Source organism: Flavobacterium soyangense, from assembly GCF_015277675.1.
Classification (GTDB): domain Bacteria; phylum Bacteroidota; class Bacteroidia; order Flavobacteriales; family Flavobacteriaceae; genus Flavobacterium; species Flavobacterium soyangense.
In genome coordinates, this window is the sequence record NZ_JADHEC010000029.1 from 24,526 (window position 1) to 45,714 (window position 21,189).

General features: G+C 34.4%; 21 protein-coding genes. 20 read left to right on the forward strand and 1 reads right to left on the reverse strand.

What is annotated here, in order from left to right; genetic code table 11:
- The first annotated feature begins 43 nt into the window (after positions 1-43).
- The 12 genes from gcvH to IR213_RS12310 all read left to right on the forward strand — a co-directional run bounded on the left by gcvH (position 44) and on the right by IR213_RS12310 (position 9,310).
- Positions 44-424, forward strand: a complete 381-nt coding sequence (gcvH, locus tag IR213_RS12255; protein WP_194312596.1) for a glycine cleavage system protein GcvH — start codon at positions 44-46, stop codon at positions 422-424.
- On the forward strand, positions 417-803 hold the full coding sequence (locus IR213_RS16645; protein ID WP_194312597.1) for a VanZ family protein: 387 nt from the start codon (positions 417-419) through the stop codon (positions 801-803). The genes gcvH and IR213_RS16645 overlap by 8 nt, the downstream gene beginning before the upstream one ends.
- Before the next feature lie 23 nt (positions 804-826).
- Positions 827-1,570: a deoxyribose-phosphate aldolase gene (gene deoC / locus IR213_RS12265; RefSeq protein ID WP_194312598.1), complete on the forward strand. Its 744-nt coding sequence runs from the start codon at positions 827-829 to the stop codon at positions 1,568-1,570.
- 15 nt (positions 1,571-1,585) lie between these two features.
- Positions 1,586-3,709 carry a gliding motility protein RemB gene (locus tag IR213_RS12270; RefSeq protein ID WP_194312599.1) on the forward strand — a complete coding sequence of 708 codons (2,124 nt, stop codon included), beginning with the start codon at positions 1,586-1,588 and terminating at the stop codon, positions 3,707-3,709.
- Between the two features lie 487 nt (positions 3,710-4,196).
- Entirely contained in the window at positions 4,197-5,111 is a 915-nt protein-coding gene (cyoE, locus tag IR213_RS12275) for a heme o synthase (protein ID WP_394354923.1), read from the forward strand.
- Positions 5,112-5,113: 2 nt separating this feature from the next.
- The gene (locus IR213_RS12280) at positions 5,114-5,701 is read left to right on the forward strand and encodes a cytochrome c oxidase subunit 3 (protein WP_194312601.1); all 588 of its coding nucleotides are present in this window, start codon (positions 5,114-5,116) and stop codon (positions 5,699-5,701) included.
- 43 nt (positions 5,702-5,744) lie between these two features.
- On the forward strand, positions 5,745-6,719 hold the full coding sequence (locus tag IR213_RS12285) for a cytochrome c oxidase subunit 3 (protein ID WP_194312602.1): 975 nt from the start codon (positions 5,745-5,747) through the stop codon (positions 6,717-6,719).
- Between the two features lie 17 nt (positions 6,720-6,736).
- Positions 6,737-7,087: a cytochrome C oxidase subunit IV family protein gene (locus IR213_RS12290; RefSeq protein ID WP_194312603.1), complete on the forward strand. Its 351-nt coding sequence runs from the start codon at positions 6,737-6,739 to the stop codon at positions 7,085-7,087.
- 76 nt (positions 7,088-7,163) lie between these two features.
- Complete coding sequence (locus IR213_RS12295; protein WP_194312604.1) at positions 7,164-7,805, forward strand: hypothetical protein; 642 nt, start codon at positions 7,164-7,166, stop codon at positions 7,803-7,805.
- A gap of 11 nt (positions 7,806-7,816) precedes the next feature.
- Positions 7,817-8,503: an SCO family protein gene (locus IR213_RS12300; protein ID WP_194312605.1), complete on the forward strand. Its 687-nt coding sequence runs from the start codon at positions 7,817-7,819 to the stop codon at positions 8,501-8,503.
- A 2-nt stretch (positions 8,504-8,505) separates the two neighbouring features.
- On the forward strand, positions 8,506-9,048 hold the full coding sequence (locus tag IR213_RS12305; RefSeq protein ID WP_194312606.1) for a DUF420 domain-containing protein: 543 nt from the start codon (positions 8,506-8,508) through the stop codon (positions 9,046-9,048).
- Positions 9,038-9,310, forward strand: coding sequence for a hypothetical protein (locus IR213_RS12310; protein ID WP_194312607.1), 273 nt, complete (start codon positions 9,038-9,040; stop codon positions 9,308-9,310). The genes IR213_RS12305 and IR213_RS12310 overlap by 11 nt, the downstream gene beginning before the upstream one ends.
- 52 nt (positions 9,311-9,362) lie before the next feature.
- Here the strand turns inward: IR213_RS12310 and IR213_RS12315 are convergent, their stop codons facing one another.
- The gene (locus IR213_RS12315; protein ID WP_194312608.1) at positions 9,363-10,748 is read right to left on the reverse strand and encodes a DUF4403 family protein; all 1,386 of its coding nucleotides are present in this window, start codon (positions 10,746-10,748) and stop codon (positions 9,363-9,365) included.
- Positions 10,749-10,919: 171 nt separating this feature from the next.
- Between IR213_RS12315 and IR213_RS12320 the strand changes: the two genes are divergently transcribed.
- From IR213_RS12320 to IR213_RS12355, 8 genes are all read left to right on the forward strand, one after another.
- A complete protein-coding gene (locus tag IR213_RS12320; protein WP_194312609.1) occupies positions 10,920-11,621 on the forward strand; it encodes an ABC transporter ATP-binding protein in 702 nt (233 codons plus the stop codon).
- Positions 11,614-12,861, forward strand: a complete 1,248-nt coding sequence (locus IR213_RS12325; protein WP_194312610.1) for an ABC transporter permease — start codon at positions 11,614-11,616, stop codon at positions 12,859-12,861. Before IR213_RS12320 ends, IR213_RS12325 begins: the two co-directional genes overlap by 8 nt.
- A 2-nt stretch (positions 12,862-12,863) precedes the next feature.
- Positions 12,864-14,132 carry an ABC transporter permease gene (locus IR213_RS12330; protein WP_194312611.1) on the forward strand — a complete coding sequence of 423 codons (1,269 nt, stop codon included), beginning with the start codon at positions 12,864-12,866 and terminating at the stop codon, positions 14,130-14,132.
- A 42-nt stretch (positions 14,133-14,174) separates the two neighbouring features.
- Positions 14,175-15,290: an efflux RND transporter periplasmic adaptor subunit gene (locus tag IR213_RS12335; RefSeq protein ID WP_194312612.1), complete on the forward strand. Its 1,116-nt coding sequence runs from the start codon at positions 14,175-14,177 to the stop codon at positions 15,288-15,290.
- A gap of 82 nt (positions 15,291-15,372) precedes the next feature.
- Positions 15,373-16,737, forward strand: coding sequence for a TolC family protein (locus IR213_RS12340; protein WP_194312613.1), 1,365 nt, complete (start codon positions 15,373-15,375; stop codon positions 16,735-16,737).
- Between the two features lie 6 nt (positions 16,738-16,743).
- Positions 16,744-18,030 (forward strand): efflux RND transporter periplasmic adaptor subunit, encoded by a 1,287-nt coding sequence (locus tag IR213_RS12345; protein ID WP_194312614.1) that lies wholly within the window; start codon positions 16,744-16,746, stop codon positions 18,028-18,030.
- A 54-nt stretch (positions 18,031-18,084) separates the two neighbouring features.
- The gene (tsaB, locus tag IR213_RS12350; RefSeq protein ID WP_194312615.1) at positions 18,085-18,753 is read left to right on the forward strand and encodes a tRNA (adenosine(37)-N6)-threonylcarbamoyltransferase complex dimerization subunit type 1 TsaB; all 669 of its coding nucleotides are present in this window, start codon (positions 18,085-18,087) and stop codon (positions 18,751-18,753) included.
- Positions 18,754-18,964: 211 nt separating this feature from the next.
- The gene (locus tag IR213_RS12355) at positions 18,965-21,001 is read left to right on the forward strand and encodes a M13 family metallopeptidase (protein ID WP_194312616.1); all 2,037 of its coding nucleotides are present in this window, start codon (positions 18,965-18,967) and stop codon (positions 20,999-21,001) included.
- The last annotated feature ends 188 nt before the right edge of the window (positions 21,002-21,189 follow it).

Here is a 21,189-nt window from a genome sequence, read left to right on the forward strand (position 1 = left end):
CTACATTTGCCCAATAAATTTTAAATAAATAATTACAATTATTATGAACGTACCAGCAAATTTAAAGTACACAAAAGATCACGAATGGGTTAACATCGAAGGAGATGTTGCAACAGTAGGAATTACTCATTTTGCCCAAAAAGAATTAGGAGATATTGTATATGTTGAAGTGGAAACTTTAGACCAAACTCTAGAAAAAGATGAGGTTTTTGGAACTGTTGAAGCTGTAAAAACTGTTTCTGATTTGTTTCTTCCTCTCTCCGGAGAAATCATTGAGTTTAATGATGCTCTTGAAAGCAAACCAGAAAGCGTAAACTCTGATCCTTATGGAGCTGGCTGGATGATAAAAGTCAAAATTGCAAATATGGATGAAATAGACTCCTTGCTTTCGAGTGAATCTTACAAAGAACTTATCGGTGCTTAAAAAAATATTTTTTTGGGCAGCTTTATTTTGGACCTTAATTATTCTATATTTATGTCTCATAAAAGCGAGTGATATTCCGAAAATAAACGTACCAAATTTTGATAAAGCAGTTCATGCTTTTTTGCATTTTATATTTACATTATTGTGGTTCTTTTATTTTAAAAAGAAAATTGGTAGTTTGAAAATTTATGAACTTTTGATAGTTTCACTTGTGTTATCGTTTTTTTTTGGAATTGCTATCGAATTGATGCAACGGTATTTCACAACTACACGAACAGCAGATGTGTTTGATGTAATTGCAAATTTATCTGGTGCATCTATAGCCGTCATCGTAATTGTTTTGATAAACAAACAAAGTAGGATAATTGATAAAATTTAATTCGTAAATTATATAATTTTCAAATGAATATCAAGCAATTTTTAGACTCGACTTATTTAAAAACGCCATCACAAGCTGGACTTAGCGAAGCCGAAAACACTATTATAGTCAAAGAATTTATCCAGGAAGCCATTGATGAGAATTTTAAACTCATTATGATTCGTCCCAATATGGTTTCTTTAGCCAGTAAAATGATTGCTGACGCCAATTCACCGGTTCAAATAGGAACGGTTATCGATTTTCCCGAAGGAATAGCAGGATTGGAAGCTAAACTTGCCGAAGCAACTCAAGCCATTCAAGACGGTGCTGACGATCTCGATTTTGTGTGTAATTACGAAGCATTTAAAGAAGGAAATGTGGATTTGGTCAAAGACGAAATCCTAAAATGTACCCAACTTGGTTTAGCCAATAACAAAGTTGTAAAATGGATTATCGAAGTGGCAGCACTCAACGAAAAGCAGATTATGCAACTTTCAGCATTAATAAAAAATAGTGTAATTACTAATTTTAAAGAAGAAAATTACGCTTCGGTTTTTGTGAAATCATCTACTGGATTTTATAAAACATTAAATAATCTTCCGAATGGTGCCACAGTTCCCGCAATAATAATGATGCTCGAAAATGCCTCACCGCTTCCAGTAAAAGCAGCAGGTGGAGTAAGAACTTATGATGAAGCTGTCGAAATGATTCGGCTAGGAGTGAAGCGAATAGGTACTTCTGGTGCAAAAGCGATTGTTAACGGACGAAATGCCCAAGGCGAATACTAAATACAAAATTACAATATGAAAAAAGGATTGCTGACATTGCTTTTATCTCTATGCGCTTTCGTGACTTCCGCCCAAGATGTAAATGATAGTTCAAATCAATCGGGGCTTTCTGCCGAAAGATTTCCTCTTTTTCCAAATTGTGAAAATCTAGAAGCTAAAGCATTGGAAAAATGTTTCTACAATCAAGTTCAGGATTTTGTTTCCCAAAATTTTGTAGTTCCTGAAAATCTGGTTCAAAACAATTTCAAAGGCAATATTAAAGTGCTTTTTGAGGTCGACAAAAAAGGTGTTTTCAAAGTGATTTATGTAAACGCTATCGATAATGCATTGATAAAAGAAACCAAAAGAGTTTTTGCTAAATTTCCTATAATTAAACCATCAACTTATAACGGAAATCCAACGTTTTCACAATACAACATCACTATTTCAATTCCGTTAAAAAGCACTGAACAAATGACTTCCGAAGCTATTGTTGCTTCCGAAGTTGTAAAAACCAACACGAAACAACTCACGGAATTAGATAGCATTGTCTATAAAAAATTCAATAATCCACAGTTCGAAAGCCATTTGAATATTCCGTTTTCGCACAGTTATTATTCCCATTTTGATCCTGCTATGAATCAGGTTGGCGCTAACAACCACACAGCCTCAAAACCTTATACTTATCTAGAAGTTGCTAAATATTATAACCTTGCTGCCGAAAATGAAAAGATAAAGAAAAAAACTTCTGGCTGGTGGGGTAGAAAATTATGGAACGAAAACTTAGTCGAAATTCAAGGAGAAGATTATTGGTTTGTTATAAATCCTATTTTTGATTTACAAGTGGGAACAGCTTCCAGCAAAAAGCAAGTAAACACATTTGTAAATACACGTGGAATCAATTTCAGCGGCGGGTTGGGTTCTCAACTAAATTTTACTACTACGATTTATGAAAGCCAAGGAAGATTTGCCGACTATTACAATCGATATGCCGAATCAATTAAGCCTGCTGGTGGGAATCCGGCAATTATTCCCGGAATTGGAATATCTAAAGATTTCAAGACTGATGCTTTCGATTTTCCTTCGGCTGATGCTAATTTAACTTTTACTCCTTCTAAATTCATCGATTTGCAATTGGGTTATGGTCGAAATTTCATTGGTGACGGCTATCGTTCTTTATTAGAAGGAGATGGGGCAAGTCCGTATCCTTATTTTAAAATCAACACTAATTTTTGGAAAATAAAATACACGAACACCTATATATGGCTCAAAGATGTGCGGCCAGAAGTGACTCTGGAAAGAACATATGCAACGAAGTATATGGCAAATCATTATTTGAGTTTGAATGTTTCTAATCGTTTAAATATTGGGCTTTTTGAATCTGTAATTTGGACAGACACCAATAACAGAGGATTTGATTTGCATTTTGTCAATCCAATTATTTTTTATCGCTCTGTTGAGTTTGAATCATCGGCAAGAACTGGGAATGCGGTTTTGGGATTTACTTCAAAATATAAATGGAACAATAAGGTGAATTTTTACGGACAATTTCTTTTGGATGAATTTTCGCTGGGAGATGTTAAAGGCGTAAAAAACAGCTGGAAAAATAAATTTGCTTATCAATTGGGTGTGAAATATTTCAATGCTTTTAAAGTTGATAATCTATTGTTGCAATTAGAATTCAATCACGTGCGCCCGTATGTGTATTCACACAGTGACCCGATTACAAATTACGGACACAACAATCAAAGTTTGGGGCATCCTTGGGGAGGTAATTTCGAGGAACTTCTTGTTATTGCGCGTTATCACAAAGGCAGGCTTTTTGCTGATGCTAAATTTACTTTTGGTACAAAAGGCCTTGATTTTGCTAATTCAGGAGCCAATTCTAATTATGGCGGAAATATTTACAGAGATTATGACCTTGATCGTTATGCTGATTCTGGAGTGACTGTAGGCCAGGGAAATAAAACCAGTATTTTTATCACAGATTTACAAGCCGGATATTTGGTAAATCCAGAGACAAACTTGAAAATTTTTGGCAGTCTTATTTATAGAAACTTCGACCCAAACCAAAACACTGCAACAGTTTTTAAGGAAAACACCACTTGGTTTTCATTAGGCATTCGCTCAGATGTGTTTAATTGGTATTTTGATTATTAATTTTGAGTTTTATATAATAGGTTACAAATTTATATTATATCACCACAACCCAAAAGTTGTGGTTTTTTATTTTAAAAAATCAATAATGATGAAAACCGTAAGAAGGTTTTTTTTATTGAAGCTATTTTTGTCAAAAATTTACAATTTGCAGTAATGAAAACATTAGAAATGGACTCAATTGATCAAAATGATAATTTAGCCTTAAGAATTACCATATTTTTTGTAAAGAATAAGAACTAAATACAGTTTTGATTGCTCATTCCGAATTAAAAAAAAGAGGATGTCCTATATCAAAATCTATTTACGAAAAGATGACTGAATTTCAATAAAATCAGTTTCAGTCAAACAACTAAAAAAGGTTGTTACGATTTAAATTAGCTTGCTTTGGGCTTAAAATACAAGTGAATTTATTAAATATTTTTTTTTATGAATTGTTTTTTGTCTAATCCCTTTTGATAAACTACTTTTGCAAAAGTTTTAAAAACAAATAAAGCAAACTTTGAATAGTTCATCAAACGCCATTTCCATAAAATCAATTTACGCTGACTTCAAGGCAATCACTAAAGCAGGTTTGGCTATTAGTGTTGTTTTTTCTTCAATCGCCGGATTTATGCTTGGAGTACCTGATCTTCATTCTTTAGATTGGATGATTTTGTTGAAACTTGCTATTGGCGGTTATTGTATGGTTGGTGCTTCAAATGCTTACAATCAAGTTATTGAAAAAGATCTTGATGCTTTGATGGATCGGACTAAAAATCGTCCCGTTCCGGCAGGAAGAATGTCTCCAAATGCGGCGTTGGTCATTGCCAGTATTTTAACCCTTATCGGAATTGTTTTATTGTATACCATCAATCCAAAAACAGCAATGTTTGGTGCGATTTCCATATTTTTATATACCAGCGTTTATACGCCATTGAAAACAATGACTTCTTTGTCGGTTTTTGTGGGTGCATTTCCGGGAGCGATTCCTTTTATGTTGGGTTGGGTTGCGGCAACAGGAAATTTTGGCATTGAAGCAGGAACCTTGTTTCTGATTCAGTTTTTCTGGCAGTTTCCCCACTTTTGGGCAATTGGTTGGTTTTTATATGAAGACTATGAAAAAGCTGGTTTCTTTATGTTGCCAACAGGCAAAAAAGATAGAGGGACAGCTTTGCAAATAATATTGTATACGGTTTGGTTGATTATTGTGTCGTTATTACCAGCTTTGGGGTATACAGGACAATTCTTTATTTCGCCAGTGGCTGCGGTGTTGGTGTTTTTTCTTGGACTTTGGATGCTTTATTATTCAGTGCGATTGTACAAGTTAAGAAGCTCAAAAGCTGCAAGAACCTTGATGCTTGTTAGTGTTTCCTATATTACTTTATTGCAATTAATTTATATATTTGATAAAATTTTAAGATAGTTATGACAACAACAATGACCGCCCTAGAGCATAAACTAAGATCAGACAGGTCTTATAAATTGCTATTATTGTTTGCAATGATAAGTATGATTATGATGTTTGCTGGACTTACGAGTGCTTTTGTGGTAAGTAAATCAAGAGCAGATTGGTTGAAAGATTTTCAATTGCCAACAGCATTTTTCTTCAGCACGGTAGTGATATTAGGCTGTAGTTTGACTTTTTATTTGGCAAAAAAAGCCATCCAAAAAGACAATCAAAAAGCAACAACATCATTGCTTTTCGCTACTTTAGCCTTAGGGATTTTATTTGTGATTTTACAATTTGTGGGTTTTGGTCAAATTGTGGCAAATGGCTATTATTTTACCGGAGCCGAAAGTTCAATTACGACAACATTTCTTTATATTGTTACTGTTGTACACTTATTACACCTTGCCGGTGGCTTAATTGCGCTATTAATTATTATTTACAAACAATTAAAACACAAATACAATTCGACTCAAACTCTTGGTATTGAGCTTGGTGCAATGTATTGGCACTTTCTTGATTTATTGTGGGTTTATTTATTTTTATTTTTATATTTCTTTAAATAAGAAAAAATTGTAGATTTGAAAACTTTTTAACGAATGACTTTTTATGGAGACAGTTACTACTGAAAACAGTGTAGGAAAAACTTGGGGAGGCGGCAATGAGCCAATGGGAGCAAGCTATGGTAAATTAATGATGTGGTTTTTTATCGTATCAGATGCTTTAACATTCTCAGGATTTCTTGCAGCTTATGGTTTTTCAAGATTTAAATTTATTGAAACTTGGCCTTTAGCCGATGAAGTGTTTACACACGTTCCGTTTATGCACGGTAATCCTCAGCCAATGCTTTATGTAGCATTTATGACTTTTATTTTGATTTTTTCATCCGTAACAATGGTTCTAGCCGTTGATGCAGGTCACCAACTGAAAAAAGATAAAGTAGCAGTTTATTTGTTCTTAACCATCATTGGTGGTTTGATATTCGTAGGATCACAAGCTTGGGAATGGAAAAATTTCATCAAAGGTGAGTATGGCGCTGTTGAAACAAAGGGAGGAAGTTTGCTTCAGTTTGTGGATAAAAATGGAAAAAGAGTAGCAATTGAAAGTTTTGCTGCAACTATGCCCGAAGAAAGAGAACAATTGACCCGAAATAAAGGAAGATGGTTTATGGACGAACCTTCTATACCGGAGTATTCTGTTGCCGAAGTTCAGGCAGGTTTTAAATCTCATCCAGATTTATTGATTAGAACTGAAACGGTAAATGCTGAAAAGCATAAAACAATACTAACCAGAAGTGAATCAGAATTGCGTTTAACTCAGGCAACTTTAGTTGTTGAAGGCGCTAACCTGACAAGGAATGAGTATGGTAGCAAGTTGTTTGCTGATTTCTTTTTCTTTATTACAGGTTTCCACGGTTTCCACGTATTTTCTGGAGTTGTTATAAATTGTATTATATTTTTTAATGTGATTCTAGGAACTTACGAGAAAAGAAAAAGTTATGAAATGGTAGAAAAAGTTGGACTTTATTGGCACTTTGTTGATTTAGTTTGGGTATTTGTATTCACGGTTTTCTATCTAGTTTAATTTACAAAATTTATATTATGTCACACGAACACGTATCTAATACAAAAAGAATTTGGACAGTTTTTGGAATATTGTCTGTAATAACAATCGTTGAGGTGTTTTTCGGTATAACAAAACCTGAATTTTTGCACATGAATAATTTATTGGGCATGAATTTGTTAAACTGGCTGTTTATTATTCTTACACTCGTAAAAGCGTATTATATTGTATATGCTTTCATGCACATGGAAGGGGAAAAATCGGTTTTAAGATATGCAGTTGTTTTGCCATTAATTTTCTTGGTAATCTATTTGCTTTTTATCCTTTTGACTGAAGGAAATTATATTTTCGAGGTTTTTAAAATCTCCACAATCAAATGGAATTTTTAACAAGATATTAATTCAAAAAATGGGTGCGCATTGCGTGCCTTTTTTTATTTTTGTGCTTTATATTTATTCCTAACTTATGAAAAAGAATATTGTTCTCTTCATCCTTTTTGTTTTGCCAATTGTTGCTTATTTGTTTTTTGCATCGGGAATAAATAGTTTCACGAAATTACCGATAATTACGCCTAAAGTTGCCGATTTTGGCAATTGGAAATCCTTAAAAAATGAGAAAGTCAGTCTCAATGATAAAATAACAATTCTAGGATTTTCGGGTTCCAATATTTTTAAAAATAAAGGAAATTTCTTCAACCTGAATCAAAAAATTTATCAACAATATCATGCTTTCAAAGATTTACAATTTGTGGTCGTTTGTCCTTTGGGAACAGAAGCAGATGCTAAAAAAATTGTTGATGCTTTGGGGTCATTTACTGATGTCAGCCAATGGCATTTTGTGTTTACTTCGCCGGAGAAAATCAACACTTTTTATGACCAATTAAAACTCGTTGGGAAATTAGATAAAGATTTGGGAACTCCAAATGTTTATATCATTGACAAAAAAAGAAATCTTAGAGGGAGAAAAGAGAAAAAAGGATATAAAGAAGGGTATAATACCTTTCATCCTTCTGACTTGAGCAACGAAATGTTAGACGATTTTAGGGTTATTCTTTATGAATATCGAGCTGCTCTGAAGAAAAACCATAATGCTACAAAAGAACTTTAAACTTAGATATAATGCTTAAAAACAAAACTTACATCGGGATTTCATTTATCATTCTTGTCTTTGGAATTTATGCTATTCCAAAAATAATCGACAGAATTCAGAATAATGAAATTGTAAAAGGAGATCGATTAGACAAAGTTTCTAATTCATCCAGTGGAGGCGAAAAATTGACTAAAATTGGTCCGGCTCCAAAATTTGAATTGGTAAACCAAGACAACATCAAGATTAACAATGATACATACAAAGGCAAAGTCTTTGTTTTAGAGTTTTTCTTCACTACATGCCCTTCCATTTGTCCAAAAATGAATCAAAGCATGTTGGTAATTGAAAACACTTTCTTTGGTAATCCTAATTTTGGTATTGTTTCCATTTCCATTGACCCGGAACATGATACTCCTGCAGTTTTGAAAGCGCATCGTGAATTATTGGGTGTAAAATCTTCGAATTGGAATTTCCTGACAGGTGACAGAACATATATTTTGGATTTATCTAACAAAGGTTTTAATCTTTATGCAGCCGAAAATAACAAAGTAAAAGGTGGTTTTGAACATTCAGGATTGTTCGCCTTGATTGATAAAAATGGAAATATTCGCTGCCGAAAAGATGATTATGGGAATCCGATTTTGTATTATGATGGCTTAGATAAAAAAGGTGTTAGAGATATTCAACAAGACATTTCAATTTTATTAAAAGAATAAAAATGGAAGATAATTCATTAGAGAAAAAATTCAGTAACTTTATAGTAATTGTATCAATCTTAATTCCAGTTGTTGTTGCGTTACTTTTTAGCGTAAAACTAAAAGATTATGGATACGAAGTAAAACCTCTGTCTTTTCTTCCGCCAATTTACGCTACTATAAATGGAATCACGGCTGTCGTTTTAATCGCTGGAGTACTGGCCATTAAAAACGGGAAAAGAATACTTCACGAACGATTAATGAGAACTGCTATTGCACTGTCGATTGCATTTTTAGTGATGTATGTGGCGTATCATATGACTTCAGATTCAACAAAATTTGGAGGAGAAGGAATAATCAGGCCTATCTATTTTTTCCTTTTAATAACGCATATTATCTTGTCAATTGCAGTTATTCCGTTGGTTTTGATAACTTTTGTCAGGGCTTTGGCTAATAAATTTGACAAGCATAAGAAAATTGCAAAAATCACATTTCCAATTTGGTTGTATGTTGCCGTTACTGGTGTTGTAGTATATTTAATGATTTCACCTTATTATGTTAATTAAGAAAAATAGAGCAAAGAATATAGAACTAAGGCTAAATAATTGGAGGATAAGAATTTTCTGTTTTCTGTTTTCTTTTTTCTTTTCTGTTTCAGCAGATGCGCAATGTGCAATGTGTCGTGCAGCTTTGGGTGGCGAAGGAAATAAAGTCCAAGCGCAAGCAGTAAATGATGGCATTGTTTACCTGATGGTGATTCCTTATTTGCTTGTTGGAGCAATTGGTTATTATATTTATCGAATGAGAATGAATAAAAAGCAAGATTGACAATTCATTCAATTTTAATCCTGCAACACAATAATTGGTATCATTATCTGGATTACTTCAAACCATCAACTGAAACATTTACAGTTCCATTTACTTTTATAAAAGCAATGATGGCTTTGTTTGTTAATTGAATTTTTTGGAACTGAATATCATCCATTTTGCCGTTTATAAAAACGCCAGGCATTGGCGAGTAATTTTTCAAATACGCCATCATATTTTGTTTTCCTTCTTCTAAGTTAGGAACGATGGAATAACGGCAACTTTCCTGAATTTTTCTTAAAATCAAACCTTGTGCAAGCCAGTTCGCTGTTCGAATTAATGTACTCTTGGTGTCTAAAGCGTAATCAAGTTTGTCAAAAAAAAGTTCTTTTGTTTGTTCATTATATTGTGGAAATCCTGTCAAATAAATTGTTCCGTTTACGCTCCCCAATACATCCAAAGCAATCACCATTTTTCCGTTTTTGTGCCAAATATTTACTTTTTGAACGGTTACTTTTTTCCTGCCGGAACCAAATTCCTGTCCGGCAAAATTCTTGGTCATTATTTTTGAAGCTTCAGAAAAAGTAGAGACCGCCGCTATATTTGCCGTAATCTGGTTTGGTATTTTGGTTACTGGTTTTAGCGTGATTTTTGTTGCGTCAAATTTAGATTCCGGTTTATTTCCTATCAAAGTTTCCATGGTACATTTTACTCCCATTTCCATTAAAAAGGTGTCGTTTTTGAGTTTGGCATTAGTCGAATATATTTCCACGGGAACTATTCGCAACCAGCTTTCATAGGCTTCGCTCATTTGAAAAGGAGTGCATATTTTGTCCAATGCTGCCAAAACATTAGGCTTGGAATCCATTGATTTTTCAATCGCCGCATCAATCTTTTTTTCAATTTTTGACCTGAAAATCTTAAGGGTTGGATTCATAAGATAGGTAACCGGAACATTTTTTCCAAAAACAACCATTGTGGGACTTTCGTTCCAATCCAAAGATTTTAACTCGGTTTTAGTGTTCAGTTTCCAATTAGTCAAAGCCACATCGCTAATCAAAGTTACGACTCCGTTAAGATTGAATTCCTTGGTATTATACAATTCTACTCCTAAAGTTTTTGTTCCAATTCTATATTTAAACAAAACTTTCAAAGGTAAGATTGTTTTTATTTTTCCGTTTTCATTGCTTATTGAAATAGGTGCTAATTTCCAGATTTTCATCTCAATATCATCATCTTCAATGGTATTGTCGTCATAAATTAAGCCGTTCAAAAGTGTATTAGTCTGGTTTTCGACATCCTTCAATTTTACGTTAATAGGTAAATTAATAAATGAAGGAGTGGTTTCGTATACCAATGGACTTGCATCATCCGGTTCTGGTTTTAGTGCCGCTATTTTACTGGAAGTGGAACAACCCGAAAGCAGGAAAACAATTATAATTGGAAAGAATTTCAGCATTTTATTTTGGTTTGAAAAGGCTAAATTAATAAAACAAATATATTTTTTAGATAAACTGTAACATTTTCAACATAGATATGTCTTATTCATTTTAGAAGTAGGAGTTTTAACTTTTTATTAGTACTGTTTCTTTTTTAAAATAATTAATATTATTCTCTAATTCAAGTAAATATGATTGAAATTAAAGATTTACATAAATCGTATAACGTAGGAGGTTCTGAATTGCACGTGCTGAAAGGGATTAATTTCAATATCAAAGAGGGGGAGCTGGTTGCAATTATGGGTTCGTCTGGTTCTGGAAAATCTACCTTGCTTAATATTCTTGGGATTCTCGACGAGGCGGATTCGGGTAATTATATTTTGGATAAAATGCCTGTCAAAAACCTTAACGAAACGATAGCTTCTAAATACCGAAACCAATTTTTGGGTTTTGTTTTCCAATCTTTCAATTTGATTAATTATAAATCTGCTTTGGATAATGTAGCAATGCCTTTGTATTATAAAGGTATAAAAAGGAAAGAACGAAACGAAATTGCAATGAGTTATCTTGAAAAAGTGGGTTTGTCTTCGCATTCTCACCATCTTCCAAGTGAACTTTCCGGCGGGCAAAAGCAGCGCGTGGCAATAGCCAGAGCATTGGCATCGAACCCGAAAGTTTTACTGGCCGATGAGCCAACAGGAGCTTTGGACACGGCAACCTCTTATGAAGTAATGGAGTTAATCCAAGGAATTAACGACGAAGGAAAAACTATTTTGATTGTTACCCATGAACCTGATATTGCCGCAATGTGCAAAAGAAACGTGGTTTTAAAGGACGGGATAATCATCGACGATAAATTCGTGGAACAAGTAAGGGCCTCATCTTATGTTTAATATAGAACGCTGGCAGGAAATTTTTGAGGCTATTGCCAAAAACAAAATGAGAACTTTTCTCACGGGAACTTCCGTGGCTTCAGGTATTTTTATTTTGGTTATTCTTCTAGGCGCTGGAAAAGGACTCGAAAACGGAATAGCTAAACAGTTTGCAAATGATGCTGAAGGAGTTATTTGGATTTGGGCAGGAACAACAACAAAAGAATACAAAGGATTAAATCCAGGAAGACAAATTCAGTTACGCAATAGCGATTTTGAGTTTTCTAAACAAAAATTCGAAAAGCAAATTGACAAGAAAAGTTCGAAATTTAATATTTGGAACGGAAATATTGTCTATGGAAAGGAAACCGGAAACTACGATTGTCAGGGAGTTTCTCCAGATCATCAGGCTATTGAAAAAGTCAGTATTGTTGAAGGAAGATTTGTAAATCTCTTGGATTTGGAAAACAAGAGAAAAGTAGCAATTATAGGACAAAAGCTAAAACAGGATTTATTTAAAGATAAAAAGGCTATAGGTGAACAAATCTCAATAAGCAATGTGAAATTTGAAGTGGTAGGCGTTTTTACAGATCCAGGTGGAGAACGAGAAGAAGGCAGAACATATTTGCCTATAACGACTGTTCAACAGGTTTTTGGCAGTGGTGGAGATAAATTAAGTGATATGTCTTTTACATTGCACAAAAAACACACATATGAAGAAGCTTTAGCAGAGTCAAAGAAATTTACCGAAGGAATATCACAATTACTCAAAGGCAAAAACACCATTGCTCCAGATGACACTAGTGCAATAGGAATTAACAGTACAGTAGAAAATATCAAACGGTTTTATGATTTGAATTTGTACATCCGTTTGTTTTTTTGGTGGGTTGGAATTTGTACCATTATCGCTGGAGTTGTTGGAGTAAGCAACATTATGTTGATTATAGTGAAGGAAAGAACTAAGGAAATCGGAATTAGAAAAGCACTTGGAGCTACGCCTCTCTCCATTATCGGAATGATTTTGCATGAATCCATTTTTATAACCACTATTGCTGGATTTATTGGGCTTTTGTCTAGTTTAACACTTTTAGAATTGGTTGGGCCACAGATTAAAAGTGATTATTTTTTGAACCCCGAAGTCGATTTTACCGTTGCATTAACCACTTTGGGATTATTAGTATTTGCAGGTGCTTTAGCTGGATTTTTTCCAGCATACAGAGCAGCCAAAATTAGACCTATTGTAGCACTTAGAGACGAATGATTATGTTTGACAAAGATAAATGGGATGAAATTTTAGAAGCATTGACTGCGAATACTTTCCGGACAATACTGACTGCTTTTGGCGTTTTCTGGGGGATATTTATCTTGGTGATATTACTCGCCGCTGGGAATGGTTTGGAGAACGGAGTAAAAAAAGGCTTTTCTGGAATGGCAACAAACACCATGTTTATGTGGACCCAAGCCACTTCAAAACCCTACAAAGGACTCCCGAAAACGAGGCAATTTAATTTTCAAAATAGCGATGTTCAAGCTCTGAAGGAAAAGTTTCCCGATCTTCTATATGTTTCTCCAAGAAATCAATTAGGAGGTCACAATCAGGGGAATAATGTAGTTAGAGGAACAAAAACGGTAGCTTTAAACGTTTATGGAGATTATCCTGAATATGTCAAACAGGAATCGATGGACATTGTTAAAGGACGTTTTGTGAATTATCAGGATATAAAATTGAGTCGTAAAGTGGCCGTGATAGGTCAAGGAGTGATTGATGGATTATATGAAAAAGCAGAGGAAGTTATTGGAACTTATATCAAAGTCAATGGCGTAAACTTTATGGTTGTTGGTGTTTACAAGAAAAAATCCAATAACAATAATGGCAATGCAGAAGAAGACCAAAAAAATGTCTTTGTTCCTTTCACCGCTTTTCAACAAGCCTTTAATTATGGGGATAAAGTAAGTTGGATGGCAATAACGGCAAAAGACAAAACATCCATTACAGATCTGAAACCTGAGATTTTGGAGTTTATGAAATCAAGACATTCGATTAGTCCTGATGATGAAAGAGCCATAGGAAATTTTGATTTGTATGCAGAGTTTAGTAAAATACTCGGATTGTTTTCAATACTAAGGTTCATTGCTTATTTTGTGGGGACATTAGTTTTGCTTTCGGGCGTTATCGGAATTTCAAATATTATGCTAATAGTTGTAAAAGAACGAACCAAGGAAATTGGAATCCGAAGAGCATTGGGCGCTACGCCAGCGGCAATTCGTTCCCAAATATTATTGGAAGCCATCTTTTTGACCATTTCTGCAGGAATGTTAGGCATTGCGGCAGCAACTGGAGTTTTGATAGTAATCAACAAGATTTTGGATTCAATGCCTAGTGAAGGTTCAATGTTTGCCAATCCAAGCGTTGATTTACGCGTAGTGTTTTTTGCATTAATTATATTAGTTGGATCAGGATTGTTGGCCGGATTAATACCAGCTCAAACGGCCATAAAAGTAAAACCTGTTGACGCATTAAGAACAGAATAAAACAGCAATCAAAAATAATAATCGAATTAAAAACCATCGAAAATGAAAAAAGGAATAACCATAACAATTTTAATTTTTATAGCAATAATCTTTTTTGGTGCGCTATATTATTTGTATGCCAAAAACCAAGAATCTCCAGTAGTTTTTGAAACAGATAAAACTGAAATTAAAACAATTCTCAAAAACACCATCGCCACCGGTAACATAGTTCCGGACGAAGAAGTCCTTATAAAACCAAATATTTCTGGGATTATTGAAACCGTTTATATAAAAGCGGGCCAAACAATCAAGGCTGGGGATTTGATTGCCAAAATAAAGGTGGTTGCTAATGTTTCGAATTTGAGCAGCACACAAAATCAGGTGCAGACTGCCAAAATAAACTTGGACAATCAAGAAAAATTGTTCCAAAGACAAAAAACATTATTTGATAAAGGCGTCATTTCTGCCAATGATTTTGACGCAGCACAAGTAGCTTACAAACAAGCCAAACAAAATTATGCCGCTTCAAAGCAAGGATATGATATTGTAAAAACAGGAACCACATCAGGGCTTGGAAATTATGCAAACACTTTAATTCGTTCTACCGTGAACGGAATGGTACTTGATGTTCCGGTGAAGGTGGGGAATCAGGTAATCGAAAGTAATAATTTTAACGAAGGGACTACGATTGCCAGCGTTGCCGATGTAGGGAAAATGATATTCGTAGGTAAAATTGATGAATCCGAAGTAGGAAAAATAAAAGTAAACTTACCAATTGAAATTACTGTTGGAGCTATTGAAAACAAAAAGTTTGATGCTGTTTTAACTGATATCGCTCCAAAAGGGAAAACAGAAAACGGAGCCATTCAGTTTGAAATAAAAGCCTCTTTATTGAATAGAGATAACACTTTTATTAGGGCAGGTTTGAGTGCTAACGCTTCGATTATTTTGGAGAGAGCTGATAAAGTTATGTCAGTCAAAGAAGCCTTAATCCAATTTGACGGTAAAACACAAAAACCTTTTGTAGAAGTTGAAACTTCGAGTCAAAAATTCGTCAGAAAAGATCTTGTTTTAGGAGTTAGCGACGGCATTTATGTAGAAATAAAAAGCGGATTGAATGCTTCCGACAAAATTAAAGTTTGGAATCAGGGCTTGAAAACAGAAGAACCTAAACCGTAAGTGTATCTCAAAAAAAGAATTTCAGTTTTAAAATAAATGTTAAATTTGTGTGGTATCTTTGCTACGCTTTCATTAAAAATATATGAAAAAAATTAATTGTATCAGTCTCATTTTTATCCTGCTGTTAAGCTTGTCGATTCAGGCTCAAACTAAAAAATGGACATTAGAAGAATGCGTTAAATACGCCATAGATAATAATATTTCCATCAAGCAAACCCAATTAGATTCTAAAACGGCAGATATTGAAAAAAAAGGAGCAATAGGGAATTTTATTCCTTCTTTGAACTCCAATGCTTCACACTCTTGGAATGTGGGTTTAAATCAAGACCCAACAACGGGGCTTTTGCGAAATCAAACGACACAATATTCTTCGTTTGGAGCAAGAGTTGGTGTTGATATTTACAAAGGCTTGCAAAATCAAAATGCACTTCGAAAAGCAAATCTTTCAATTATTGCAGCCAAATACCAATTGACAAAAATGCAGGAAGATGTAGCGCTAAATGTTGCCAATGCATTCTTGCAAGTACTTTTTAATAAAGAAAATCTAAAAGTGCAACAAGAACAAAAGGCGATTAACGAAAAGCAATTACTGCGTTCAGAAGAATTAGTTAAAGCAGGTTCGGTGCCAAGAGGCGATTTGTTGGACATAAAAGCAACTGTGGCTTCAGACAACCAAAAAATTATTGCGGCTGAAAATGCCTTATTAATATCCAAATTGAGTTTGGCTCAATTGTTACAGTTAAAGGAGTTTTATGATTTTGATGTAACTGACGAAACTACTGCCAAAGATGAAAACAACATATTAGCTCAAACCCCAATTGCTATTTATGAAAAGGCAAAAGAGGAAAGAACAGAATTGAAAATTGCCAAAACCAATTTAGAAATTGCTGAAAAAAATGTTGCCATTGCCAAAGGAGGTTTTCAGCCTACTTTACAGGGATTTTACAATTTCAATACAAGAATCTCTTATGCAGACACTTATGCTTTGGTCAATGGAGTTCCGGTTGCGCAGCCAGCAGCTCCTTTTGGAAAACAATTTACTGATAATAAGGGACAAACCTTTGGAGCGCAATTGTCGATACCAATTTTTAATGGATTTTCGGCAAGAAACAATGTGGAGCGTTCCAAAGTGAATTTAGAAAAATCAAAAATAGCGGTGGAACAAGAAGAATTGGCTTTGCAAAGAAATGTTTACACTGCATTTACAGATGCTAAAGGTGGTTTAAATGCCTATGAATCCTCACTTGTGGCTTTAGATGCCAGACAAGAGGCCTATAATTATGCCAAAGAAAAATATGCAGTGGGAATAATGAATTCTTTCGATTTTAACCAGTCACAAACCTTGCTTTCTTTCGCCCAATCAGAAGTGTTAAGGACCAAATATGATTACATTTTCAAAATAAAAATACTGGAATTCTATTTTGGAATCCCAATCATCAAAATTTAATTTATTATGTCAAAAAAAACCATTTATTTATTAATAGGCGGAGCTGTTGCGATAATCGCATTATTAATAGTACTTTCTAAAACTGGAGTTATTGGGAATAAAGATAAAGGAAAATCGGTTGAAATTGCTAACGTTAACGCTACAACTATTGTGGAAACCGTTTCGGCAACAGGGAAAATCCAACCCGAAATAGAAGTGAAAATTTCCTCTATGGTTTCGGGTGAAATTATTGACTTACCAATAAAAGAAGGACAAGTTGTCAAAAAAGGAGATTTATTAGTAAAGATAAATCCTGATTTATATACTTCTGGATTAAACAGATCTGTCGCTAATTTATCTGCCACTAAATCAGGTTTAACTCAAGCGGATGCCTCATTTAATGAAGCCAAAGCCAATTATGACAGAAACAAAACATTATTCCAAAAAGGGATTATTTCAAAAGCAGATTGGGATAAAACTGTAGCTACTTTTGAAGTGGCAAAAGCAACCAAACAATCAGCTTATTTTAACGTTCAAAGCGCCTCAGCAACCGTAAATGAAGCCAAAGACAACTTAGGTAGAACAACAATTTATTCCCCAGCTGATGGTACGATTTCGGTGTTAAATGTTGAGTTGGGCGAACGAGTTTTGGGAACCCAACAAATGGCGGGAACAGAAATTCTTCGAGTGGCTAACTTAAATAATATGGAAGTGGAAGTCGATGTAAATGAAAACGACATCGTAAAAATAAAAGTGGGTGACGAAGCCAAAGTTGAGGTTGATGCCTATTTGAAGAAACAGTTCAAAGGAATTGTAACCAGTATTTCGAATTCGGCTAGCACAGCTTTAACAGCAGATCAAGTAACTAATTTTAAAGTAAAAATTAGAATTTTGAAAGAATCCTATCAAGATTTATTGGAAGGAAAACCAGTCACGTATTCCCCTTTTAGACCAGGAATGACAGCAACTGTTGATATTAAGACTAAAAAAAGAACCAATGTGTTGGCCGTGCCAATAAGTTCTGTTGTGGTAAAATCAGACACAACGGCTGTGAAAGGATTTAAAGTGGAAGATGAGGATGAGAAAAAAGCCGCTCCCAAAAGCGATAAGAAACTGGAATGTGTCTTCGTAAAAGTGGGAAATAAAGCTAAAATCCGAATAATAAAAACTGGAATTCAGGACGATACGAATATTGAGGTAATTTCTGGACTTAAAAAAGGAGATGTAGTAATCACCGGACCTTACACAACGGTTTCAAAGGATTTGAATTCGGGTGATAAAGTGACTTTAGATAAAGCGGAAGAGAAAAAATAGTTTTATCAATCACGGTTTTACCAAACCCCTAACACTCAAAACCCAATACCCATTTTGTCCTACATTCTTAACATTGAAACCGCTACCAAGAATTGTTCCGTTGCTTTGGCAAAAGAAGGAAAAGTAATTCTTTGCAAAGAAATTGCCGAAGAAGGTTATTCTCATGCGGAACGTTTGCACGTTTTTATTGAAGAAATCATAAAAGAAGCCGGAATTACTTTTCAAGATATTTCGGCGATTGCCGTAAGTCAAGGTCCGGGTTCTTATACAGGTTTGCGAATTGGTGTTTCTGCGGCAAAAGGATTGTGTTTTGCCTTGGATATTCCGTTAATTGCAGTGGATACTTTGCAAGTTTTGGCTTCGCAAGCCAAGGTTTCTAATGGATTAGTCATTCCAATGCTTGATGCCCGAAGGATGGAAGTTTACAGCGCAATTTTTACTCCAAATTTCGAAAATAAAAGAGCCGTACAAGCCGAAATCATCACCGAAAACTCTTTCGAAGAGTTGCATGAAACACTTTATTTTATTGGCGATTGTGCTGAAAAATGCAAACCAATTTTGACCAAGGAAAACTTTATTTTCTTGGAAGAAATCAAATATCCTTCGGCAAAGGAAATGAGCTTTTTGAGTTTTGAAAAATACAAAAAAAGCAACTTTGTAGATGTCGCTTATTTTGAACCGTATTATTTGAAGGATTTTATGATGACTGTTTCGAAGAAATAGGAAATTTATTTTTGTTTGTTGTTTTTTGGAGAACATTATTCAATTCTACTTAACGATTACTAGATAATTTATAAAAACTAGAGTTTACTATCTTTAGAACTTATATAAATTTTTATGGATATAAAATAATTTTCTTCTAAGCTTTAAATTCACTATATTTGAGGCTTTTACTGTTAATTTAACATCAAATCACACTTAAGATTTTTTAATTATGAAAATTATTCGAAAAATTGCCACAGTAACACTCATTATTATAAATCTAGTAAGTTGTACTAAAAAAGAAACTACATTTATTGACCCATTAATTACCAATAGAGACACTACGATTAGTCCATCGGAAGATTTCTTTCATTATGCCAATGGAGGATGGTTCAACCAGCATCCAATACCTACTTCCGAAAGAAGTAACGGAATTTTCAGAATGATTCAGGACACCATCAATAATCAGATTAAATCTATTTGCGAAACTTCTGCCAAAGAAACTTCCGCAGAAAAAGGAAGCAATAAACAAAAAATTGGTGATTTTTATGCCTCAGCAATGGATACGGTTGCAATTGATAAAGCAGGAATTACACCCTTAAAAAGCAAATTCGCCAGAATTGAAGCCATTACCGATGTTCCTAGTTTGTTAAAAACCATAGGGTATTTACACACAATAGGTTCAGGGGCTGCATTTAGTTTTTACGTTTCGCAAGACGATAAATTAAGTTCTAAAAATGCGGTGAAATTTATGCAAGGCGGCTTAGGACTTAGACAAAGAGATTATTATTTTAATACCGATGCCGAAACAGTAAACATTCGTGCCGAATATGTAAAACATATTCAAGCTATGATGCAATTATTAGGAGTAAATCCCTCCGAGGCTTCGCAAAACGCAACTTCCATAATGAAACTAGAAACCGATTTGGCGAAAGCCTCTCGAAAACTTGAAGCACTCCGAGATCCCGTTAAGAATTACAATAAAATGAGCGTGCTGCAGTTTAAAGCGCTTACACCAAACATCGATTGGAACATTACTTTAAAAGATTTAGGAATTGCTAAAGCCGATTCGGTTATAGTTGGTCAACCTGAATTCTACAAAGCGCTTAACACCTATATAAAAAGCTATCCTATTGCCGATTGGAAAACCTATTTGAAGTGGGATTTAGTAAATACCTATGCTTCTTATTTGAATGCAGCAATTGAAAATCAAAATTTCAAATTTTATTCTACCGTTATGGGTGGCGTAAAAAAACAGAAACCGAGATGGAAACGCTCTGTCGAACAAACCGATGGTTCTCTTGGGGAGTTAATTGGGCAGGTTTACGTGAAAGATTATTTGCCTGCAGGTTCTAAAGAAAAACTTTTAGAAATAGGAAATAACATTAGAGACGTATATGCCGAACACATAAAAAAACTAGATTGGATGAGTGCCGAAACCAAAGTGAAAGCGCTAAATAAATTAAGTAAAATTGTAATGAAAGTTGGCTATCCAGACAAATGGAAAGACATGAGTAGTGTGGTTATTGATAGAAATTCCTATTGCCAAAACGTAATGGCTGCCAATGTTTGGGCTTACCAATATATGACCAGCAAATACGGCAAACCTGTGGATAGGACCGAATGGAGTATGTATCCACAGACCTACAATGCCTATTACAACCCAAGCAATAATGAAATTTGCGTTCCGGCATGCAATATTTTAGTGCCAGGATTTGAAGGAAAATTGCCCGACGATGCTATCTTGTATGGAATTATTGGCGGTTCTACTTTCGGACACGAAATCACCCACGGATTTGATGACGAAGGAAGTCAATACGACGAAAAAGGAAACCTTAACAATTGGTGGACTGCTGAAGATTTGAAAAAATTTAAAACCAAAACAGGCTTAATTGTTTCACAATTTAATAAGTATAAAGTTGGTAATAAAAACATCAATGGTTCTGCAACACAAGGCGAAAATATTGCCGATTTGGGTGGAGTGATTATGGGGTACGAAGCCTTTAAGAAAACCAAACAATACACCGCCAAAGAAATGATTAGTAAATTAAATCCAGATCAACGTTATTTTTTGGCTTATGGCTATGCCTGGATGGTAAATTCCAATAAAGAAGCACTTTCCCAACAAATTATGAGCGATGTGCATTCTCCACCACAATACCGAATCAACGGGCCATTAAGCAATGTATCCGAATTCTATAAAGCATTTAATATTAAACCAGGCAGCAAAATGTACCAACCCGATTCGTTGCGAGTGGAGATTTGGTAGATGAATCTATTTTTGTAAATTTGAAAGTAATAAAAATAGGAATTTTAAGCCCCTATTTTTATTACTCAATTTCACTACTAACCGATTAATATTTTTAAACAGAAAGGGCTACTTTTAAAAGTAAGCCCTTTTTTTCATATATTTTGAGTGACAAAAAACAAAATTTATGAGTTCCAAAGATATTGAAA

Bases quoted from the DNA above. Each gene is read 5' to 3' on its own strand.
- IR213_RS12320 (WP_194312609.1), top strand. From the start codon at position 10,920: ATGATTGAAATTAAAGATTTACATAAATCGTATAACGTAGGAGGTTCT.
- IR213_RS12300 (WP_194312605.1), top strand. From the start codon at position 7,817: ATGCTTAAAAACAAAACTTACATCGGGATTTCATTTATCATTCTTGTC.
- IR213_RS12315 (WP_194312608.1), bottom strand. From the start codon at position 10,748: ATGCTGAAATTCTTTCCAATTATAATTGTTTTCCTGCTTTCGGGTTGT.
- deoC (WP_194312598.1), top strand. From the start codon at position 827: ATGAATATCAAGCAATTTTTAGACTCGACTTATTTAAAAACGCCATCA.
- IR213_RS12310 (WP_194312607.1), top strand. From the start codon at position 9,038: ATGTTAATTAAGAAAAATAGAGCAAAGAATATAGAACTAAGGCTAAAT.
- IR213_RS12285 (WP_194312602.1), top strand. From the start codon at position 5,745: ATGGAGACAGTTACTACTGAAAACAGTGTAGGAAAAACTTGGGGAGGC.
- IR213_RS12290 (WP_194312603.1), top strand. From the start codon at position 6,737: ATGTCACACGAACACGTATCTAATACAAAAAGAATTTGGACAGTTTTT.
- IR213_RS12340 (WP_194312613.1), top strand. From the start codon at position 15,373: ATGAAAAAAATTAATTGTATCAGTCTCATTTTTATCCTGCTGTTAAGC.
- IR213_RS12295 (WP_194312604.1), top strand. From the start codon at position 7,164: ATGAAAAAGAATATTGTTCTCTTCATCCTTTTTGTTTTGCCAATTGTT.
- gcvH (WP_194312596.1), top strand. From the start codon at position 44: ATGAACGTACCAGCAAATTTAAAGTACACAAAAGATCACGAATGGGTT.
- IR213_RS12280 (WP_194312601.1), top strand. From the start codon at position 5,114: ATGACAACAACAATGACCGCCCTAGAGCATAAACTAAGATCAGACAGG.
- IR213_RS12325 (WP_194312610.1), top strand. From the start codon at position 11,614: ATGTTTAATATAGAACGCTGGCAGGAAATTTTTGAGGCTATTGCCAAA.
- IR213_RS12355 (WP_194312616.1), top strand. From the start codon at position 18,965: ATGAAAATTATTCGAAAAATTGCCACAGTAACACTCATTATTATAAAT.
- IR213_RS12305 (WP_194312606.1), top strand. From the start codon at position 8,506: ATGGAAGATAATTCATTAGAGAAAAAATTCAGTAACTTTATAGTAATT.
- IR213_RS12270 (WP_194312599.1), top strand. From the start codon at position 1,586: ATGAAAAAAGGATTGCTGACATTGCTTTTATCTCTATGCGCTTTCGTG.
- IR213_RS12335 (WP_194312612.1), top strand. From the start codon at position 14,175: ATGAAAAAAGGAATAACCATAACAATTTTAATTTTTATAGCAATAATC.
- IR213_RS12330 (WP_194312611.1), top strand. From the start codon at position 12,864: ATGTTTGACAAAGATAAATGGGATGAAATTTTAGAAGCATTGACTGCG.
- IR213_RS12345 (WP_194312614.1), top strand. From the start codon at position 16,744: ATGTCAAAAAAAACCATTTATTTATTAATAGGCGGAGCTGTTGCGATA.